This is a genomic window from Pseudomonas sp. Irchel s3a10, assembly GCF_900187525.1.
GTDB lineage: Bacteria > Pseudomonadota > Gammaproteobacteria > Pseudomonadales > Pseudomonadaceae > Aquipseudomonas > Aquipseudomonas koreensis_G.
Map to the genome: position 1 here is coordinate 119924 of NZ_FYDR01000005.1, position 17387 is coordinate 137310.

Annotated in this window: 16 protein-coding genes; 11 read left to right on the plus strand and 5 right to left on the minus strand. The window is 61.2% G+C overall.

Going from position 1 to position 17387, the window contains the following annotated elements; genetic code table 11:
• Positions 1-76: 76 nt before the first annotated feature.
• The 7 genes from ppc to CKW11_RS16320 all read left to right on the plus strand — a co-directional run bounded on the left by ppc (position 77) and on the right by CKW11_RS16320 (position 7406).
• Entirely contained in the window at positions 77-2707 is a 2631-nt protein-coding gene (gene ppc, locus CKW11_RS16290; RefSeq protein WP_095138325.1) for a phosphoenolpyruvate carboxylase, read from the plus strand.
• 290 nt (positions 2708-2997) lie between these two features.
• The gene (adk, locus tag CKW11_RS16295) at positions 2998-3648 is read left to right on the plus strand and encodes an adenylate kinase (RefSeq protein ID WP_095138326.1); all 651 of its coding nucleotides are present in this window, start codon (positions 2998-3000) and stop codon (positions 3646-3648) included.
• A gap of 93 nt (positions 3649-3741) precedes the next feature.
• Positions 3742-4416: a tRNA (adenosine(37)-N6)-threonylcarbamoyltransferase complex dimerization subunit type 1 TsaB gene (gene tsaB / locus CKW11_RS16300; protein ID WP_095138327.1), complete on the plus strand. Its 675-nt coding sequence runs from the start codon at positions 3742-3744 to the stop codon at positions 4414-4416.
• A 256-nt stretch (positions 4417-4672) separates the two neighbouring features.
• A complete protein-coding gene (locus CKW11_RS16305) occupies positions 4673-4981 on the plus strand; it encodes a hypothetical protein (RefSeq protein WP_003222071.1) in 309 nt (102 codons plus the stop codon).
• Positions 4981-5841 carry a DUF72 domain-containing protein gene (locus CKW11_RS16310; RefSeq protein ID WP_095138328.1) on the plus strand — a complete coding sequence of 287 codons (861 nt, stop codon included), beginning with the start codon at positions 4981-4983 and terminating at the stop codon, positions 5839-5841. The genes CKW11_RS16305 and CKW11_RS16310 overlap by 1 nt, the downstream gene beginning before the upstream one ends.
• A gap of 33 nt (positions 5842-5874) precedes the next feature.
• A complete protein-coding gene (locus CKW11_RS16315; protein ID WP_095138329.1) occupies positions 5875-6711 on the plus strand; it encodes an oxaloacetate decarboxylase in 837 nt (278 codons plus the stop codon).
• 2 nt (positions 6712-6713) lie between these two features.
• Positions 6714-7406 carry an extensin family protein gene (locus tag CKW11_RS16320; protein WP_095138330.1) on the plus strand — a complete coding sequence of 231 codons (693 nt, stop codon included), beginning with the start codon at positions 6714-6716 and terminating at the stop codon, positions 7404-7406.
• A 4-nt stretch (positions 7407-7410) separates the two neighbouring features.
• Here the strand turns inward: CKW11_RS16320 and CKW11_RS16325 are convergent, their stop codons facing one another.
• Positions 7411-8031, minus strand: a complete 621-nt coding sequence (locus CKW11_RS16325; protein WP_041063310.1) for a hypothetical protein — start codon at positions 8029-8031, stop codon at positions 7411-7413.
• Positions 8032-8124: 93 nt separating this feature from the next.
• Here CKW11_RS16325 and CKW11_RS16330 point away from each other — a divergent pair, with 93 nt between their 5' ends.
• Positions 8125-8907 (plus strand): class I SAM-dependent methyltransferase, encoded by a 783-nt coding sequence (locus CKW11_RS16330; protein ID WP_095138331.1) that lies wholly within the window; start codon positions 8125-8127, stop codon positions 8905-8907.
• Between the two features lie 106 nt (positions 8908-9013).
• Here the strand turns inward: CKW11_RS16330 and CKW11_RS16335 are convergent, their stop codons facing one another.
• Positions 9014-9649: a TetR/AcrR family transcriptional regulator gene (locus CKW11_RS16335; protein WP_095138332.1), complete on the minus strand. Its 636-nt coding sequence runs from the start codon at positions 9647-9649 to the stop codon at positions 9014-9016.
• Positions 9650-9743: 94 nt separating this feature from the next.
• Here CKW11_RS16335 and CKW11_RS16340 point away from each other — a divergent pair, with 94 nt between their 5' ends.
• From CKW11_RS16340 to CKW11_RS16350, 3 genes are all read left to right on the plus strand, one after another.
• A complete protein-coding gene (locus CKW11_RS16340) occupies positions 9744-10844 on the plus strand; it encodes an efflux RND transporter periplasmic adaptor subunit (RefSeq protein WP_095138333.1) in 1101 nt (366 codons plus the stop codon).
• A 6-nt stretch (positions 10845-10850) separates the two neighbouring features.
• Positions 10851-13919, plus strand: coding sequence for an efflux RND transporter permease subunit (locus CKW11_RS16345; RefSeq protein WP_095138334.1), 3069 nt, complete (start codon positions 10851-10853; stop codon positions 13917-13919).
• A 1133-nt stretch (positions 13920-15052) separates the two neighbouring features.
• Positions 15053-15448 (plus strand): DUF6124 family protein, encoded by a 396-nt coding sequence (locus CKW11_RS16350; protein WP_095138335.1) that lies wholly within the window; start codon positions 15053-15055, stop codon positions 15446-15448.
• Between the two features lie 63 nt (positions 15449-15511).
• Here the strand turns inward: CKW11_RS16350 and CKW11_RS16355 are convergent, their stop codons facing one another.
• Genes CKW11_RS16355 through CKW11_RS16365 form a run of 3 tightly spaced genes read right to left on the minus strand, consistent with a single transcriptional unit; the run spans position 15512 to position 17358 of the window.
• Entirely contained in the window at positions 15512-16201 is a 690-nt protein-coding gene (locus CKW11_RS16355) for a DUF4197 domain-containing protein (RefSeq protein ID WP_095138336.1), read from the minus strand.
• Positions 16202-16222: 21 nt separating this feature from the next.
• Positions 16223-16621 carry a YbaY family lipoprotein gene (locus CKW11_RS16360; protein WP_095138337.1) on the minus strand — a complete coding sequence of 133 codons (399 nt, stop codon included), beginning with the start codon at positions 16619-16621 and terminating at the stop codon, positions 16223-16225.
• A 50-nt stretch (positions 16622-16671) separates the two neighbouring features.
• Positions 16672-17358: a hypothetical protein gene (locus tag CKW11_RS16365; protein ID WP_095138338.1), complete on the minus strand. Its 687-nt coding sequence runs from the start codon at positions 17356-17358 to the stop codon at positions 16672-16674.
• Between the last annotated feature and the right edge of the window lie 29 nt (positions 17359-17387).

Genomic DNA, 17387 nt, shown 5'->3' on the forward strand with positions numbered 1-17387 from the left:
GAAGCGCCGTAGAGCGGCACTCTCTGGGCAAAGCATTCGTTTCTGCGCCGTCCCGATTACCGCTGGAGAACTGCTGATGACCGATATTGATGCACGCTTGCGCGAGGACGTTCACCTGCTCGGTGAGCTGTTGGGCAATACCATCCGTGACCAGTACGGCGAGGAATTTCTCGACAAGATCGAGCAGATTCGCAAGGGCGCCAAGGCCGACCGCCGTGGCTCGATGGACGCCGAACTGAGCGCCAGCCTCAACCAGTTGAGCGAGGACGAACTGCTGCCGGTGGCGCGGGCGTTCAACCAGTTTCTCAACCTGGCAAACATCGCCGAGCAGTATCAGCTGATTCATCGCCGTGAAGAGTCGCAGCCAGCGCCGTTCGAGTCCCGCGTGCTCCCGGAACTGCTTGCCCGCCTGCGCAACGAAGGCCACAGCGCGGAATCGCTGGCGCGGCAACTGGCGCGCCTGGAAATCGAACTGGTGCTGACCGCACACCCGACCGAAGTGGCGCGGCGTACGCTGATCCAGAAGTACGACGCGATCGCCGCGCAACTGGCCGCGCAGGATCATCGCGACCTGACCAGCGCCGAGCGCGAACAGATTCAGAACACCCTGCAACGGCTGATCGCCGAAGCCTGGCACACCGAAGAAATCCGCCGCACCCGGCCGACTCCGGTCGATGAAGCCAAATGGGGTTTTGCGGTGATCGAGCATTCGCTGTGGCAGGCGATCCCCAACCATATGCGCAAGGCCGACAAAGCGCTGTATGAAGCGACGGGCCTGCGTTTGCCACTGGAAGCGGCGCCGATTCGCTTTGCTTCGTGGATGGGCGGCGACCGTGACGGCAATCCCAACGTCACTGCGGCAGTGACCCGCGAAGTGTTGTTGCTGGCGCGCTGGATGGCTGCCGATCTGTACCTGCGCGATGTCGATCATCTGGCCGCCGAACTGTCGATGCAGCAGGCCAGCGATGCGCTCAAGGCCAAGGCCGGTGACAGCGCCGAGCCTTATCGGGCGGTGCTCAAGCAATTGCGCGAACGCCTGCGCGCCACGCGTAACTGGGCCCATGCGTCGCTGACTGCGAGCATGCCTGCGCCGGCCGACGTGTTGCACAACAACCGCGATCTGCTCGACCCGCTGGAGCTGTGTTTCAACTCACTGCACGAGTGCGGCATGGGCGTGATTGCCGACGGGCCGTTGCTCGATTGCCTGCGTCGGGCAGTGACCTTCGGCCTGTTCCTGGTGCGCCTCGATGTGCGCCAGGATTCGACGCGGCACAGCTCGGCGATGACCGAAATCACCGATTACCTCGGCCTCGGTCGCTACGAAGACTGGGACGAAGAACAGCGCATCAGCTTCCTCACCCGCGAATTGAGCAATCGCCGGCCACTGCTGCCGGCGCATTTCAAACCGTCCGCCGACACTGCTGAAGTGCTCGCCACTTGCAAGGAAATCGCTGCCGCACCGGGCGCCTCGCTGGGCTCTTACGTGATCTCGATGGCGGGTGCCGCCTCCGACGTGCTGGCGGTGCAACTGCTGCTGAAAGAGTCCGGTGTGCTGCGGCCGATGCGTGTGGTGCCGCTGTTCGAAACCCTTGCCGACCTCGACAACGCCGGGCCGGTGATGGAGCGTCTATTGCTGCTGCCGGGCTACCGCGCGAGGCTGCAAGGCCCGCAGGAAGTGATGATCGGTTATTCCGACTCGGCCAAGGACGCCGGCACCACCGCTGCGGCCTGGGCGCAATATCGCGCGCAAGAGCGGCTGGTGGAGATCTGCCGCGAGCAGCAAGTCGAACTGCTGTTGTTCCACGGTCGCGGTGGCACCGTGGGCCGAGGCGGCGGTCCGGCGCACGCGGCGATCCTGTCGCAGCCGCCGGGGTCGGTAGCGGGGCGTTTCCGCACCACCGAGCAGGGCGAAATGATTCGATTCAAATTCGGCCTGCCGGACATCGCCGAGCAGAACCTCAATCTGTATCTGGCTGCCGTGCTCGAAGCGACGCTGTTGCCACCACCGCCACCGACGCCCGAATGGCGGCACCTGATGGATGAACTGGCCGCCGACGGCGTCGCTGCGTATCGCGCCGTGGTGCGGGAGAATCCGCAGTTCGTTGAGTACTTCCGCCAGTCCACACCGGAGCAGGAACTGGGACGCTTGCCCCTCGGCAGCCGTCCGGCCAAGCGCCGTGCCGGTGGGATCGAGAGCCTGCGGGCGATTCCGTGGATTTTCGGCTGGACCCAGACTCGTCTGATGCTGCCGGCCTGGCTCGGCTGGGAAACCGCGTTGAGCAAGGCGCTGGAGCGCGGCGAGGGCGAGTTGCTCGGGCAGATGCGCGAACAGTGGCCGTTCTTCCGCACCCGTATCGACATGCTGGAAATGGTTTTGGCCAAGGCCGACGCCGACATCGCGCTGTCTTACGATCAGCGGCTGGTCGAGCCGGACCTGCTGCCGTTGGGCGCGCAGTTACGCGACCTATTGTCGCAGGCGTGCGCGGTAGTGCTCGGCCTGACCGGTCAGTCGCAACTGCTGGCACATAGCCCCGACACCCTGGAATTCATCCGTCTGCGCAACACCTACCTCGACCCGCTTCATCTATTGCAGGCCGAGCTGCTGGCCCGTTCGCGGCAACAGAATGTCGAGCAGGGCAGCCCGGTGGAGCAGGCGCTGCTGGTGTCTGTGGCGGGGATTGCCGCCGGTTTGCGAAATACCGGCTAAGGTTTTTGCGGTGGTATCAGGCGCCCGGTGCACAGGCCGGGTGCTGCTTTCTACACAGGCACAAAGTGCGGGCAGGCGACAGTTAATGTTGGGGTTGCGACTTGGGTTACCGCGTCGCAAGGTCGCGGCAGGCGCGGGTTTCTCCGACTTTTGGCGTCTTGTGTGGGCGCAGCCTGCTGTGTATCTTGATCAGCCTTTGGCCGTTTGTGCGGCCACGACCCGTTTTTTTGAGATTGGCCCAAAGAGGCGAATCCCGTTGTTTTCTATATAAAAAATTGAGGAGCACATCGATGCGCGTCATTCTGCTGGGAGCTCCCGGGGCCGGTAAAGGTACTCAGGCTAAGTTCATCACCGAGAAATTCGGCATTCCGCAAATCTCCACCGGCGACATGCTGCGTGCTGCGGTCAAGGCCGGCACTCCGCTGGGCGTTCAAGCCAAGAGCATCATGGATGCCGGCGGCCTGGTGTCGGATGACCTGATCATCGCGCTGGTCAAAGATCGTATCGCTCAGCCTGACTGCGCCAACGGCTTCCTGTTCGACGGCTTCCCGCGCACCATTCCGCAGGCGGAAGCACTGGTTACCGCCGGCGTCGAGCTGGACGCTGTAGTTGAAATCGCTGTTGAAGACGAAGAAATCGTTCAACGCATCGCCGGTCGTCGTGTTCACGAAGCCAGCGGCCGCGTTTACCACATCGTCTACAACCCGCCGAAAATCGCTGGCAAAGACGACATCACTGGCGAAGAGCTGGTGCAGCGCAAGGACGACACCGAAGAAACCGTGCGTCATCGCCTGTCGGTCTACCATTCGCAGACCAAGCCGCTGGTGGAGTTCTATCAGAGCCTGTCCGCCAAAAACGCTGGCAAGCCAAAGTACAGCCACATTCCGGGCGTTGGTTCGGTTGAAGCGATCACCGCCAAGGTGCTTGAAGCGCTGAGCTGAAAAAGCTGATTGGCTGCATCATCCACGGCCCGCTTGCGGGCCGTAGTTGTTTATACTGACGCACTTTTTCCCTCACCTGTTTTGGATACATCGATGAGCACCTTGCTGGCCCTGGACACCGCGACCGAAGCTTGCTCCGTTGCCTTGCTGCATGACGGCAAGGTCACGAGTCATTACGAGGTGATCCCGCGTCTGCACGCGCAGAAACTGCTGCCGATGATCCAGCAACTGCTGGCCGATGCCGGCACCACGCTGCAAGCGGTGGATGCGATCGCGTTCGGTCGCGGGCCGGGTGCGTTTACCGGGGTGCGGATTGCGATTGGCGTGGTGCAGGGACTGGCGTTCGCGCTGGATCGTCCGGTGCTGCCGGTGTCCAACCTCGCCGTTCTGGCGCAGCGTGCGTATCGCGAGCACGGCGTCAGCCAGGTCGCGGCGGCCATCGATGCGCGGATGGATGAAGTTTATTGGGGCTGCTACCGCGAAACGGCTGGCGAGATGCGTCTGGTCGGCGTCGAGGCGGTACTGCCGCCGGAAGTAGCAGCGCTGCCGGGTGATGCCAGCGGTGAGTGGTTCGGTGCAGGTACCGGTTGGGGTTATGGCGAGCGGATCGCGGTCGACCTCACCGGCTCCGACGCTGGCATGCTGCCTCACGCCGAAGACCTGCTGACCCTGGCGCGGTTTGCCTGGCAGCGCGGCGAGTCGATCCCGGCCGATGATGCACAACCGGTTTACCTGCGCGACAAAGTCGCCACCCCGAAGGCTCGCTGACTCACCACAAAACCTGTGGGAGCGGGCTTGCTCGCGAAGAGGCCATGTCAGTCTCTATCCAGGTGCCTGACACACCGCTTTCGCGAGCAAGCCCGCTCCCACAGGTTCGGTGTTCACTTAAAGTCACTGCCAATCGTCAGTTTCCAACTCCCCGTTTTAAACCTTTTGCGCTTTATGTGTTCTAGTTATCACTCGGCAGTTTGCTAAGTCGGTCAGGTGCCGCTAAATTGCCATCATCGATACCGAGCATGAAATTATGCGTATAGACGGCCTTTCCTCTCAGTCCTACCCGATCAAGCGCAAGCCTCGCAAAGGCAATGTGGCGCTCGATGAATCCGTCGACGATATCGACGGCGAGCTGGAATTCCCGACTGAAGAGCAACTGGCCGCCCGCGCTGCCAAAGCCTCCGCACAACGCCTGGCCAATCTGCCTGCCCGTCAGCAAGACATGATTTATCACCGCGCCATGAGCAAAAGCGTAGCGATGGCCTTGGCCAGCTACCTGAGCACCGCCGGTTTTGTCGATTGGGATGCGGATGTGCTGGGCCTCGATCTGTACATCTGATGGCTCTGCCTTACTACCTCGGCTGTCCGTCCTGGAGTGAAAACGCCTGGCGCGATTATCTGTACCCCGAAGACGCCAAGACCTCCGACTTCCTCGCTCTCTACTCCCAAGTGTTCAACGCCGTCGAAGGCAACACGACCTTCTACGCCAGCCCCTCGCCGGCCACCGTGCAGCGTTGGGCCGAGACCATGCCCGAACACTTTCGCTTCACCGCCAAGTTTCCCGGCGACATCAGCCACAGCGGTGACCTGCGCGATCAACTGACTGCCGCTGAAACTTTCGTAAATCTTCTCGGCCCACTCGGTGAGCGTGTCTCGCCGCTGTGGCTGCAACTGTCGAAAAGCTTCACCCCGCATCGATTGCCGGAGCTGACCGCGTTCATCGACGCGCTGGACCGGCCACTGGCGGTGGAAGTGCGTCACGAGCAGTTCTTCGCCAAGGGCGAGAGCGAACGCCTGCTCAATCGCCTGCTGCTCGACCGTGGCGTGGAGCGCATCTGCCTCGATCCACGGGCGCTGTTCAGTTGCCTGTCGACCGAGTCTTCGGTGATCCACGCGCAATCGAAAAAGCCGCGGGTGCCGACGCGGCCGGCGGCGTTCACCCAATTTCCGCAGGTGCGCTTCATCGGCCACCCGGAGCTGGAAGCCAACGATCCGTTTTTGGTGCCGTGGGTGGCGAAAATCGCCGAGTGGATCGAAGAGGGCCGCACGCCGTACATCTTCCTGCACACCGCCGACAACGTCATGGCGGCGAAGCTGGCGCAACGTTTTCACGCACAATTGATGCAACGTTTGCCTGGCCTGCCATCCCTGCCTGAGCTATACAGAGAACCCGCTGCCGAGCAACTTGGTCTGCTCTGAGGCGGTTTTTCATGCCTGCCCAGGAGCCTGCCGATGGACGCCCACGCCCTTAACCAACAAGCCCGCAAAGCCCAAGCCTTCAAGGCCCTGCATGAAGGTGCGGGGATTTTCGTGATTCCCAACCCGTGGGATGCCGGCTCGGCGAAGATGCTCGCCAGTCTGGGCTATCAGGCGTTGGCGACCACCAGCGCCGGTTACGCGTTTTCCCAGGGCAAGGCTGACGGCGCCCTGAGTCTCGATGACACTTTGGCCAACGTCCGGGCGATTGTCGCGGCCACGGATTTGCCGGTGGCGGTGGATCTGGAAAACGGTTTCGCCGATGACCCCGCCGAGTGCGCGAAAAGCCTGTTGCGCGCCGCCGAGGCCGGCGCGGTGGGTGGTTCGATCGAAGACGCCACGGGCCGCGCCGACGCACCGATCTACTGCTTCGAACACGCGGTGGCACGCATCAAAGCCGCCGTCGCTGCGGTGCGCACGTTGCCATTTCCCTTCACCCTGACCGCCCGCGCGGAAAACTACCTGCACGGTAATCCCGATCTCAACGACACCATTCGCCGCCTGCAAGCCTTTGCCGAGGCGGGCGCCGACGTGTTGTATGCGCCGGGTTTGCGCAGTGCCGAAGAGGTGCTGGCGGTGGTACGCGCGGTGGCACCCAAACCGGTCAATGTGCTGATGTCCGGCGGTTTGAAACTGACCGTGCAGGAGTTGGAAGAAATGGGTGTGCGGCGAATCAGTACCGGCTCGGCATTGGCGCTGGCGGCATTTGGCGAGTTCTTCCGCGCGGCTGAAGAGATCCAGCAGCGCGGGACGTTCGGCTTTACGTCGCAGTCGATGCCGTACGCCAAGGCCAATCAGTTTTTCAAAGGCTGAGCATGGGCCGCTGGATCGCGCTGTCGGTACTGTTGATGATCGCTGGCGCCGTGGTCAGCGTCTGGCGTGGCTGGCTCGACGTGCCGGCCGAGTGGAACCCGTGGGCGCCGCTGGACGTGAAGGCTGCGCCGAACTGGCTGACCGGTTTCAAGCTGATGCGCCTGCGCGGCAATCCCGAATTATGCGCACAAGTCCTGAGCAACTCGGGTCTGCGCGTCACCGCGCAAGCCGACAGCCCTGACGCCAAGTGCCCGCTGATTGACGCCGTGCGCGTGCAGGGCGCAGAGGTGGCGCTGAGCAGCAGCTTCCTCGCCAGTTGCCCGCTGGCGGTGGCTTACGCGATGTTTGAACGGCATAGCCTGCAACCCGCCGCGCAATCTGTTTACGGGCAGAGGGTGGCGCGCCTTGATCACCTCGGCAGCTTTGCCTGTCGCAATGTCTATAACCGCGAGAGCGGGGCGCTCAGCCGGCATGCCAGTGCCGATGCGCTGGACATCAGCGGTTTTCGGCTGGCCGACGGGCGCAGCATCAGCGTGCTCAGGGACTGGCCGAAACAAAATCAGGACGCGCAGTTTCTACGTCAGGTACGCGAGGGCGCCTGCGAGGCGTTCAGTGTGGTGTTGAGTCCGGATTACAACGCCGCCCACCGCAATCACTTTCATGTCGATGTCGGGCGCTGGAGCGTGTGTCGCTGAGGTGTCAGGCGGCGAGGCGCAGGTTCTGCAACACGATCGGGCGCGCCCAACCGTTATCGAAGTCCAAAGCCTTCTGCTGCTCGACGATTTCTTCCGGCGGGAACGGTGGATAAGGTTTTTGCAGCAGGTCGAGGTCGAATTCGGCAATCGGCAGGTACAGCGGCTTCTTCTGCGGCGCCGGGCCAGGCTCTGGCACCGGCTGACCATTGTTGATCACGATCGGACGAACCCAGCTGCTGTCGAAATCCTGCTGCTCTTGCTGAGCCTTGAGTTCTTCTGGCGGGAACGGTGGGAACGGCTTGTCCAGCAGATCGGTTTCGAACTCGGCGATCGGCAGGAACAGCGGCTCCGGCGGACGCACCTCGGTCTCGACCACGTCGCACTGACGCTGCTCGACGATGTGCGCATGCAACTCGCTGCCCAGGGTCGGTTCTTCCGGGCTGTTCAAGTCAACCGGTGGAAAGGTGCCACAGGCCGGCACCACATCACTCGTTTGTTCGGCCATCGCCTGGGCAAAGAAATCCTGCCACAGGTGACTGACGCCGCCCAATGCTTGAGTGTTATGACGGCTGAAGTCGCCCTTGGGCGAAATGTAGCCAATCGATGTGGGAAGAATGCCTGACATTTTTTTCGGTTGACGCTCAGCTCTGGCAAAATGCGCGTTGATTGGTTTATCGGCCACTTTTTGCCGATCCTTAACTTTTTTGAGCGTGTTTTCATGATTGAGCAACCCGCGGCCTGCCGCATCCATGTCCAGGCCCTCGGCCCGACGTTTGAAGCGCAAGCCGAGCAGTGGGCCGAGCGTCTGGGCCTACCGCTGCAGGAGGACGACGGCGAGTTCGCCTTGCAGGTCGGCGAGCAGGGTTTGCAGCTGCAGCAGCTCGGCCCGGATGCACCAGGGCCGGTGCGGGTGGACTTTGTCGAGGGAGGCGCGGCGCACCGGCGTCTGTACGGCGGCGGCAGCGGGCAGATGATCGCCAAGGCAGTTGGCATCGCCCAAGGTGTGCGCCCACGGGTACTGGACGCCACGGCGGGGCTGGGCAAGGACGCGTTCGTGCTGGCCAGTCTGGGCTGCGAGATGAGCCTGATCGAGCGCCAGCCGCTGATCGGCGCGCTGCTGGAGGATGGTCTGGTGCGGGCGGCGGAAGATTTCGACGTGGCGCCGATTGTCGCGCGGATGAAGCTGCTCAAGGGCAACTCGATCGAGGTCATGCGCAACTGGGAGGGCGAGCCACCGCAGGTGATCTACCTCGACCCGATGTTCCCGCACCGCGAGAAGACCGCGCTGGTGAAGAAGGAAATGCGCCTGTTTCGGCCGCTGGTCGGGGATGATCCGGATGCGCCGGCACTGCTCGAAGCGGCGCTGGCCCTGGCGACACACAGGGTGGTGGTCAAGCGCCCGCGCAAGGCGCCGTGCATCGAGGGGCCGAAGCCGAGCCATGCGCTGGATGGCAAATCGAGCCGGTATGACATCTACCCGAAGAAAGCGTTAAAACCTTAAGACCGAGTTACGCCCATTCGCGAGCAAGCTCGCTCCCACATTTGGAATGCATTTCAAATGTGGGAGCGAGCTTGCTCGCGAAGGCGTCCGCAAAAACACCGCAGAATCAGGGCCGATACGCCCGCATGAACAACCCCACCACTTCCTGCACATGACTCTCTGCAGCTTCTTCGCTCAGCGGCTCACCGCAGCAATACAACAAGCGAAAATTCCCCGCGCCCTTGATCAGGCAGAAGAAATGCTCGGCCGCATTACGCGGCAGGTCGATGCTCAGCGCGCCGGTCTCGTCGATGCGTTTCAGCAGCCGCTCCATGCCTTGCACCATGCGCTCGGGGCCGGCCTCGAAGAAAATCTGTGACAGCTTCGGATCCTGGGTGCCCAGCGCCATCATCAAACGGTGCAGATTCACCGACTCGTCGCTGTTGATCAGCTGATGAAAGCCTCGGGCAATGTTCAGCAACACATTTTCCACGGGGATTCCGGCGGGCAATTCGAAGAACAGCGGCGGTAGTTGCTCCTCGCATTTGGCCATCACGGCGGAAGAGAACAGCGTCTCCTTGTCGTTGAAGTGGCTGTAAACCGTCAGTTTCGACACGCCAGCCTCGGCGGCGACCGCGTCCATGCTGGTGTTGGCGTAGCCGTGACTCAGAAACAGGGTCTTCGCCGCGTCGAGGATCGCCCGGCGCTTGGCCGGATCCTTCGGACGGCCCGGGCCGTTTGGAGCTGCAAGATTGTTCGACATTCTTCGCTTTTAATACTGGACTGGTGAGTTTGCTATTAATACCATACCGGCCAGTATAAATATTCCAAGCACCATTAGCGAAAGGTCCGTCACCATGTTCCGCCATGCGTTGTCGTTTGCCGTGCCAGTCAGCCTGGCTGTTTTATTGTCCGCATGCGGTCAGGAAGAGGCGACGCAAGTCAGCGTTCGACCGGCCATGGTGGTGCAGCCAGAGCCTTCAGCGCAGGCGATGGAAAGTTATCCGGGCGAGGTGCGCGCCCGTTACGAACCGGATCTGGCATTCCGCATTGGCGGCAAAGTCAGCCGACGACTGGTCGAAGAAGGCCAGCGCGTCAAGGCCGATCAGCCCCTGGCCGAGCTCGATCCGCAGGATGTGCGCCTGCAACTGGAAGCCACCCGCGCACAGGTCACCGCCGCCGAAGCCAACCTGAATCTGGTGCGCGCCGAGCGTGACCGTTACAAAACCTTGATGGAGCGGCAGATGGTCAGCCGTTCCGCCTATGACAACGCGGAAAACCTCTACCGCTCCGGCGAAGCGCGCCTCAAGCAGATCAAGGCCGAGTTCAACGTCTCGACCAACCAGGCCAGTTACGCCGTGTTGCGCGCGCCGCAGGACGGCGTGGTGGCCAAGCGTTCGGTGGAAGTCGGGCAAGTGGTTGCCGCCGGGCAAACCGTGTTCACTCTCGCTACTGATGGCGAGCGCGAAGTGTCGATCAGCCTGCCGGAGCAGAGCTTCGGGCGGTTCAAGGTCGGCCAGCCAGTGACCGTTGAACTGTGGACGCAGCAGAACCAGCGCTTCGCCGGGCAGATTCGTGAACTGTCGCCGGCAGCCGACCCGAAATCCCGCACCTTCGCCGCGCGCATCTCGTTCACCAGCGGCAAAGTTCCGGCTGAGCTCGGGCAGAGCGCCCGGGTGTTCGTGCAATCGGCGGATGCTGTGCCGCTGTCGGTGCCGCTTTCGGCCCTGACTGCCGAGAACGGCGCGACCTACGTCTGGGTCGTCAACGCCAACAACACCCTGAAAAAGACTCCAGTGCGCATCGGCCCGTTCGGCGAGAAAAGCGTGCCGGTGCTCGAAGGCCTCAACGCCAGCGACTGGGTGGTGGCCGCTGGTGTTCACGTATTGCTCGAAGGTCAGCAGGTGCGGCCTGTGGATCGCTCCAACCGTGTGGTCAATCTGGCGGACAAGGAGTAAGTCCCGATGCGCTTCAACCTTTCCGAATGGGCGCTGCGTAATCGCCAGATCGTACTGTTCCTGATGCTTTTGCTGGCCATCGTCGGCGCCTTGTCCTACACCAAACTCGGCCAGAGCGAAGACCCGCCGTTCACCTTCAAGGCCATGGTCATCCAGACCCGTTGGCCGGGGGCGACCGCGCAGGAAGTCTCGCGTCAGGTCACCGAACGCATCGAAAAGAAACTCATGGAAACCGGCGAGTACGAACGCATCGTGTCGTTCTCCCGCCCGGGCGAGTCGCAGGTCACCTTCATTGCCCGCGACTCGATGCACTCCAAGGAAATTCCCGACCTGTGGTATCAGGTGCGCAAGAAGGTCAGCGACATTCGCCAGACCTTGCCGCCGGGGATTCAGGGGCCATTTTTCAACGATGAATTCGGTACTACCTTCGGCAATATCTACGCGCTGACCGGCGACGGTTTCGACTACGCGGTGCTCAAGGATTACGCCGACCGCATCCAGATTCAGCTGCAACGGGTCAAGGATGTCGGCAAGGTCGATCTGCTCGGTTTGCAGGACGAGAAGATCTGGGTCGAGCTGTCCAACGTCAAACTCGCCACCCTCGGTTTGCCACTGGCGGCGGTGCAGCAGGCACTGGAAGAGCAGAACGCGGTGTCCACCGCTGGCTTCTTCGAAACCGGCAGCGAGCGTGTGCAACTGCGGGTCTCGGGGAATTTCCAGACGGTTGAGGAGATCAAGAACTTCCCGATCCGCGTCGGTGATCGGACGTTTCGCATCTCCGATGTCGCCGATGTGCATCGCGGTTTCAACGATCCACCGGCGCCGCGCATGCGCTTCATGGGCGAAGACGCCATTGGTCTGGCGGTGGCGATGAAGGACGGCGGCGACATTCTGGTGCTGGGCAAAGCGCTGGAAGGCGAGTTCTCGCGACTGCAGAAAAACCTCCCGGCCGGCATGCAACTGCGTAAGGTGTCCGACCAACCGGCGGCGGTGAAAACCGGAGTCGGCGAATTTGTCCAGGTGCTGGTCGAGGCACTGGCAATCGTGTTGCTGGTGAGCTTCTTCTCCCTCGGCGTGCGCACCGGCATGGTGGTTGCGCTGACCATTCCGCTGGTGCTGGCGATGACCTTCGCCTGCATGTATTACCTCGGCATCGGTCTGCACAAGATCTCCCTCGGCGCGCTGGTGCTGGCGCTGGGCTTGCTGGTGGACGACGCGATCATCGCCGTGGAAATGATGGCGATCAAAATGGAGCAGGGCTTCGACAGGATCAAGGCCGCGAGCTACGCCTGGACCAGCACCGCGTTCCCGATGCTCACCGGTACGCTGATCACCGCCGCCGGCTTCCTGCCGATTGCCACCGCGCAGTCCGGCACCGGCGAATACACCCGTTCGATCTTTCAGGTGGTGACCATCGCGTTGCTCGCCTCATGGGTGGCAGCGGTGATGTTCGTGCCGTATCTGGGGGAAAAACTCCTGCCGGATCTGGCGAAGATTCATGCGGCCAAACACGGTACGACCGACGGCCAGGCCGACCCCTATGGCACGCCGTTCTATCAACGGGTGCGACGTCTGGTGGAGTGGTGCGTAGCGCATCGCAAAACCGTGATCGTGCTGACAGTGGGGCTGTTCATCGCGTCGGTGATGCTGTTCCGTTTCGTGCCGCAGCAGTTCTTCCCGGCCTCCAATCGACTGGAATTGATGGTCGATCTGAAGTTGGCTGAAGGTGCGTCGCTGGCCAACACCACGGCCGAGGTCAAACGTCTGGAAGCGATGCTCAAGGATCACGCCGGTATCGATAACTATGTGGCGTATGTCGGCACCGGCTCGCCGCGTTTTTACCTGCCGCTGGATCAACAACTGCCGGCAGCGAGCTTCGCCCAGTTTGTGGTATTGGCGAAAAACATCGAGGAGCGCGAGACTCTGCGCACCTGGTTGATCGACACGTTGAACGAGCAATTCCCGGCCATGCGCTCGCGGGTCACGCGTCTGGAAAACGGTCCGCCGGTTGGCTATCCGGTGCAGTTCCGCGTCACCGGTGAACACATCGAGGAAGTCCGCGCGCTGGCGCGCAAAGTGGCGGCCAAGGTGCGCGAGAACCCGCACGTGGTCAATGTGCATCTGGATTGGGAAGAGCCGAGCAAAGTGGTGTACCTGAACATTGATCAGGATCGTGCGCGGGCGCTTGGTGTGAGCACGGCCAATCTGGCGAAATTCCTCCAGAGTTCGCTGACCGGTTCGAGTGTCAGCCAGTATCGCGAGGACAACGAGTTGATCGAGATTCTGCTGCGCGGCACGGTGCATGAGCGTACCGAGTTGTCGTTGCTGCCGAGTCTGGCGGTGCCGACCGATAACGGTCGCAGTGTGGCGTTGTCGCAGATTGCCACGCTGGAATATGGGTTTGAGGAAGGGGTCATCTGGCACCGTAATCGTCTGCCTACGGTGACGGTGCGTGCGGATATTTATGGCAAGGAGCAACCGGCAACCCTGGTCAAGCAGATCGAGCCGACGCTGGATCCGATCCGTGCCGAATTGCCTGACGGGTATCTGCTGGATGTTGGCGGGACGGTGGAGGATTCGGAGCGTGGGCAGAAGTCGGTGAATGCCGGGGTGCCGATGTTTATCGTGGTGGTGCTGACGTTGCTGATGGTGCAATTGCGCAGTTTTTCGCGTACGGCGATGGTGTTTCTGACGGCGCCGCTGGGGTTGATCGGGGTGGTGTTGTTTCTGATGGTGTTCCGCCAGCCGTTCGGGTTTGTGGCGATGCTGGGGACGATTGCGCTGTCGGGGATGATCATGCGCAACTCGGTGATTCTGGTGGATCAGATCGAGCAGGATATTGCCTCTGGTCTCAAGCCTTGGCAGGCGATTATCGAGGCGACGGTGCGGCGGTTTCGGCCTATTGTCTTGACGGCTTTGGCAGCAGTGCTGGCGATGATTCCTTTGTCGCGCAGTGTGTTTTTCGGGCCGATGGCGGTGGCGATCATGGGGGGGTTGATTGTGGCTACGGCTTTGACGCTTTTGTTTTTGCCTGCTTTGTATGCGGCCTGGTTCAGGGTGCGTCGCGACGCTTGATGGTTTTGGACGTGGCGGCCTTTGGGCCGACCATGTTCTGGGTGTTCTTTGTGAATATCCGTTGCTTCGGGGGTTGCGGCTGGCGGTTTCGCTCTTACAGCGAGTCACTTTTGCAGACGCCCAAAAGTAACCAAAACGCTGGGCCCCGGCGTTCGGCCCTCGCTTAGGCTCGGGTTCCTTCGTTGCGGGGTTCATCCGGGGGCATCGCCTCCGGTTTGCTTCGCTGCACCTCCTCTCGATGTGTTTGGCTGCGCCAAACGTCGCTGCGCTCCCACCCCCGGATAAACCCCTCCACTCAGCCTGCCGAAGGGGCCGGCACGGCAAGATCAAAAGCTGCAGCCGAGCTTGCGCTCATCCTGTTGAGTGGTGAAAAGCGTGCGGTCGGCTTTTGCTTTTCTGTAGGAGTGAGCCTGCTCGCGATGGCGGCCTAGTAGCCGACCAATCTCCAACTGCCCACACCCAATCCCACTGTAGGAGTGAGCCTGCTCGCGATGGCGGCCTAGTAGCCGACCAATCTGCAACTGCCCACACCCAATCCCACTGTAGGAGTAAGCCTGCTCGCGAAGGCGGCCTGACAGTCGACCAATCTGCAACTGCCCACACCCAATCCCACTGTAGGAGTGAGCCTGCTCGCGAAGGCGGCCTGACAGCCGACCAATCTCCAACTGCCTGCACCCAATCCCACTGTAGGAGTGAGCCTGCTCGCGATGGCGGCCTAGTAGCCGACCAATCTCCAACTGCCCACACCCAATCCAACTGTGGGAGCGGGCTTGCTCGCGAAGAGGCCTGCCCAGCCACCCAACCTCTTTGGTCTGTTTAAAAATGTTCCAGATAACCAGAACCTTCCCACAAGGTTTTCAGGTTGCCCGTCGGAAGCGCGATCTCTAGCCTGAGTCTGTCGCTGCCAATTCAGCGACCGGGTCTGCAAGCCCGCCGATAGTTTGTTAGGTACTGATCAGCGCCCCTATAATCGTGGCGCTTTTTAGCGGCCATCGTTTTATGGTGGCTGTGTGCGGGATACCTTTGGGTGTGCCGAGGGCCTAACAACTCGGTCTTGCAGACCCGTGCACAGCTGCCACCCATCATCTGCAAGTGATGGTGGTAGCTCCACTCGAATAGTTAGGAGTTCCACCATGTTCAAACACACCCCAAATCCCCCAGAATCCGAACCCGAAACCACCCCCGAACGACCAACCGACCCCGTCTCCCCTTACGCCTTCCTCGACTCGCGCAAGCTCCACGACGCAGCCCTGCGTGCGCTCGATCACTACCTGCTGCCCCAGCCTGAAAAACAGCCCAAGCCCGTCACTCAGCCGAGCACAATCTTTACTGTCCTCCCCGAAGTCGATTCCGAGACCCTGCTGGCCCATGCCTGTGAAACGCTGGCGTCGGCCAATGTCATGGCCAGTGAGTTGGCGTTTACCCTGAGCGGCCCGACGTGCAGTCAGTTGCTGGGCATACAACAGATGATTTCGCTCGCTGAGCTGTCGGTAAACCGCGTGCTCGATCAGGTCGATCCGCAAGGCTGACCCACAATAAAAAGCCCGCTGACCTTTACAGGTGCAGCGGGCTTTTTCGTGCAGCGGCAAAAATTACAAAGTGCCGAACACCTTTTTCGCCAGACCGGTCGCTGCAGCAGCCGGATTCTTGCGGATGGTTTCTTCCTGTTTGCCGATCATTTCGAACAGGCCGTTCAGCGCTTGTTCGGTCACGTAGTTTTCGACGTTGGCGCTTTTCGCATCCACTACGCCCAAGGTCGCGGCCTGGCCGGCGAAGGCGTTGTACTTTTGTGCTACGCCGACTTTGTCGGTGGCTTGTTTGACGATGGGCAGGAACTTGGCGCGGATCTGTTCGCGGCTGGTTTTGTCCAGGTATTGGGTGGCCGAGTCGGTGCCGCCGCTGAGGATGCCCTTGGCGTCGGCCACGGTCATTTTCTTCACGGCGTCGACGAGGATCGGTTGGGCCTGGGTCACGGCGCTTTCTGCGGCCTTGTTCATCGCGGTTTCGAGTTCGTCGACCTGGGCGCCCATGCCGAACGCTTTCATCTTGCCGGCGACTTTGCCGAGTTTGCCCGGCAGTTCGATTTTTACATCCGGGTTGTTGCTGAAGCCGCCCGGGGTGCCGAGTTGTTTGACGGCGATTTGCGCGCCTTGGGTCAGGGCGTCCTTGAGGCCGCCGGCGGCGTCTTGTTGCGAGAGGTCGCTGAGCGACAGTGCCAGAGCGCTGGCAGAGATCATCAGGCCCGCGCACAGGCCGGCAAAGCGAAGGGTAGGGCGGAGCATGGCAGCTTCCTTGAAAGACAATTAGCGAATGGCGTCGACGCGGATTTTCAGCGGCTGCGGATCATTGCCGTCCAGTTGCACGGCGTGGTTTTCGGTGGTGATGAACATCAGCTCGCCGTTGACTTCGATGCGCGCGCTGACCGAGTAGCGGTGGCCGGGTTTGACCTGGGCCGGATCGTAACTCAAGTGGAACGGCAGTGGCACCTGGCCTTTGACCGGGCCTTTCTGTTCGTCGAGGACCACCGCCGGGGCGTCGGCCAGCGACACGTCCTGCAGGCTCACGCTCAAAGTCGCGCTCGGTGGCAGTGCGATGCGTTGCAGGTAGAACACTTCGCCATCGAGGCCGACTTTGCCGGCGGGGGTATTCGACTGGCAGGCGCTCAACAGGGTGGCTGCGGCGAGAAGGGTGAGTTTTTTCATCGGGGCCTCTGAGACTTTTGCGCCGGAAGAATCCCGGCGCCGATGGAAATCTAGCGGATTTTGGCGCCAGCGTCAGTGAACAAACGTAAGGGTTTTTCCAGCCACTGCATCAATTTCTGAAACGACAGCGCGCTGGTACTGGGCCCCGCGGGAGCCAGTTCGACTTGTTCAGGCGAGATCACAAGACGTTGATGGTAGCGGTTTTCAATACCCGTCAGTGCATAGCGTTTACCGGGTATAACGCTGGCAGGATCATATTTCAGATAAAACCCGGACACTGACTGTTCGTCCTGTTTGACACTTACCAGCTCAACATCGGGAGACTCTGCTTCATGCAGACTGATGGTGACCGCTTCTTCTGGCGCGACAATTTCGGCTTCTTGAGCCTCGACATATAGAAACCCGATCGGGCTCAGGTGCAGGGTTTGGCGATGGGGAGTGTTGTTGACAGTAACGAAGTAGTCCTGCTCGATCAGCAAGGGAATTTGGTCATGAAGGATCTGCACATTGACTTGGTACCTGACGCCTACATCGCCGTAGTGATGAGGGAAGTCGAATTTCCAGCCGGCGTCGAAGATCGCAGCACGGTGCCAATCCTTGATGTTAATAGGCGATTGGGAATTGAATACTTTGACGCTGACAATGGTTTCATTGACACCATCGGCAGGTGCGTGGAATTCGGGCGGTAGACGGAAGTCCAGGATTACTGCGCAAGTTTCTTCGTTTAACAGGCTCATCTCGATATCCGTATCGTGATTGGTGGAGT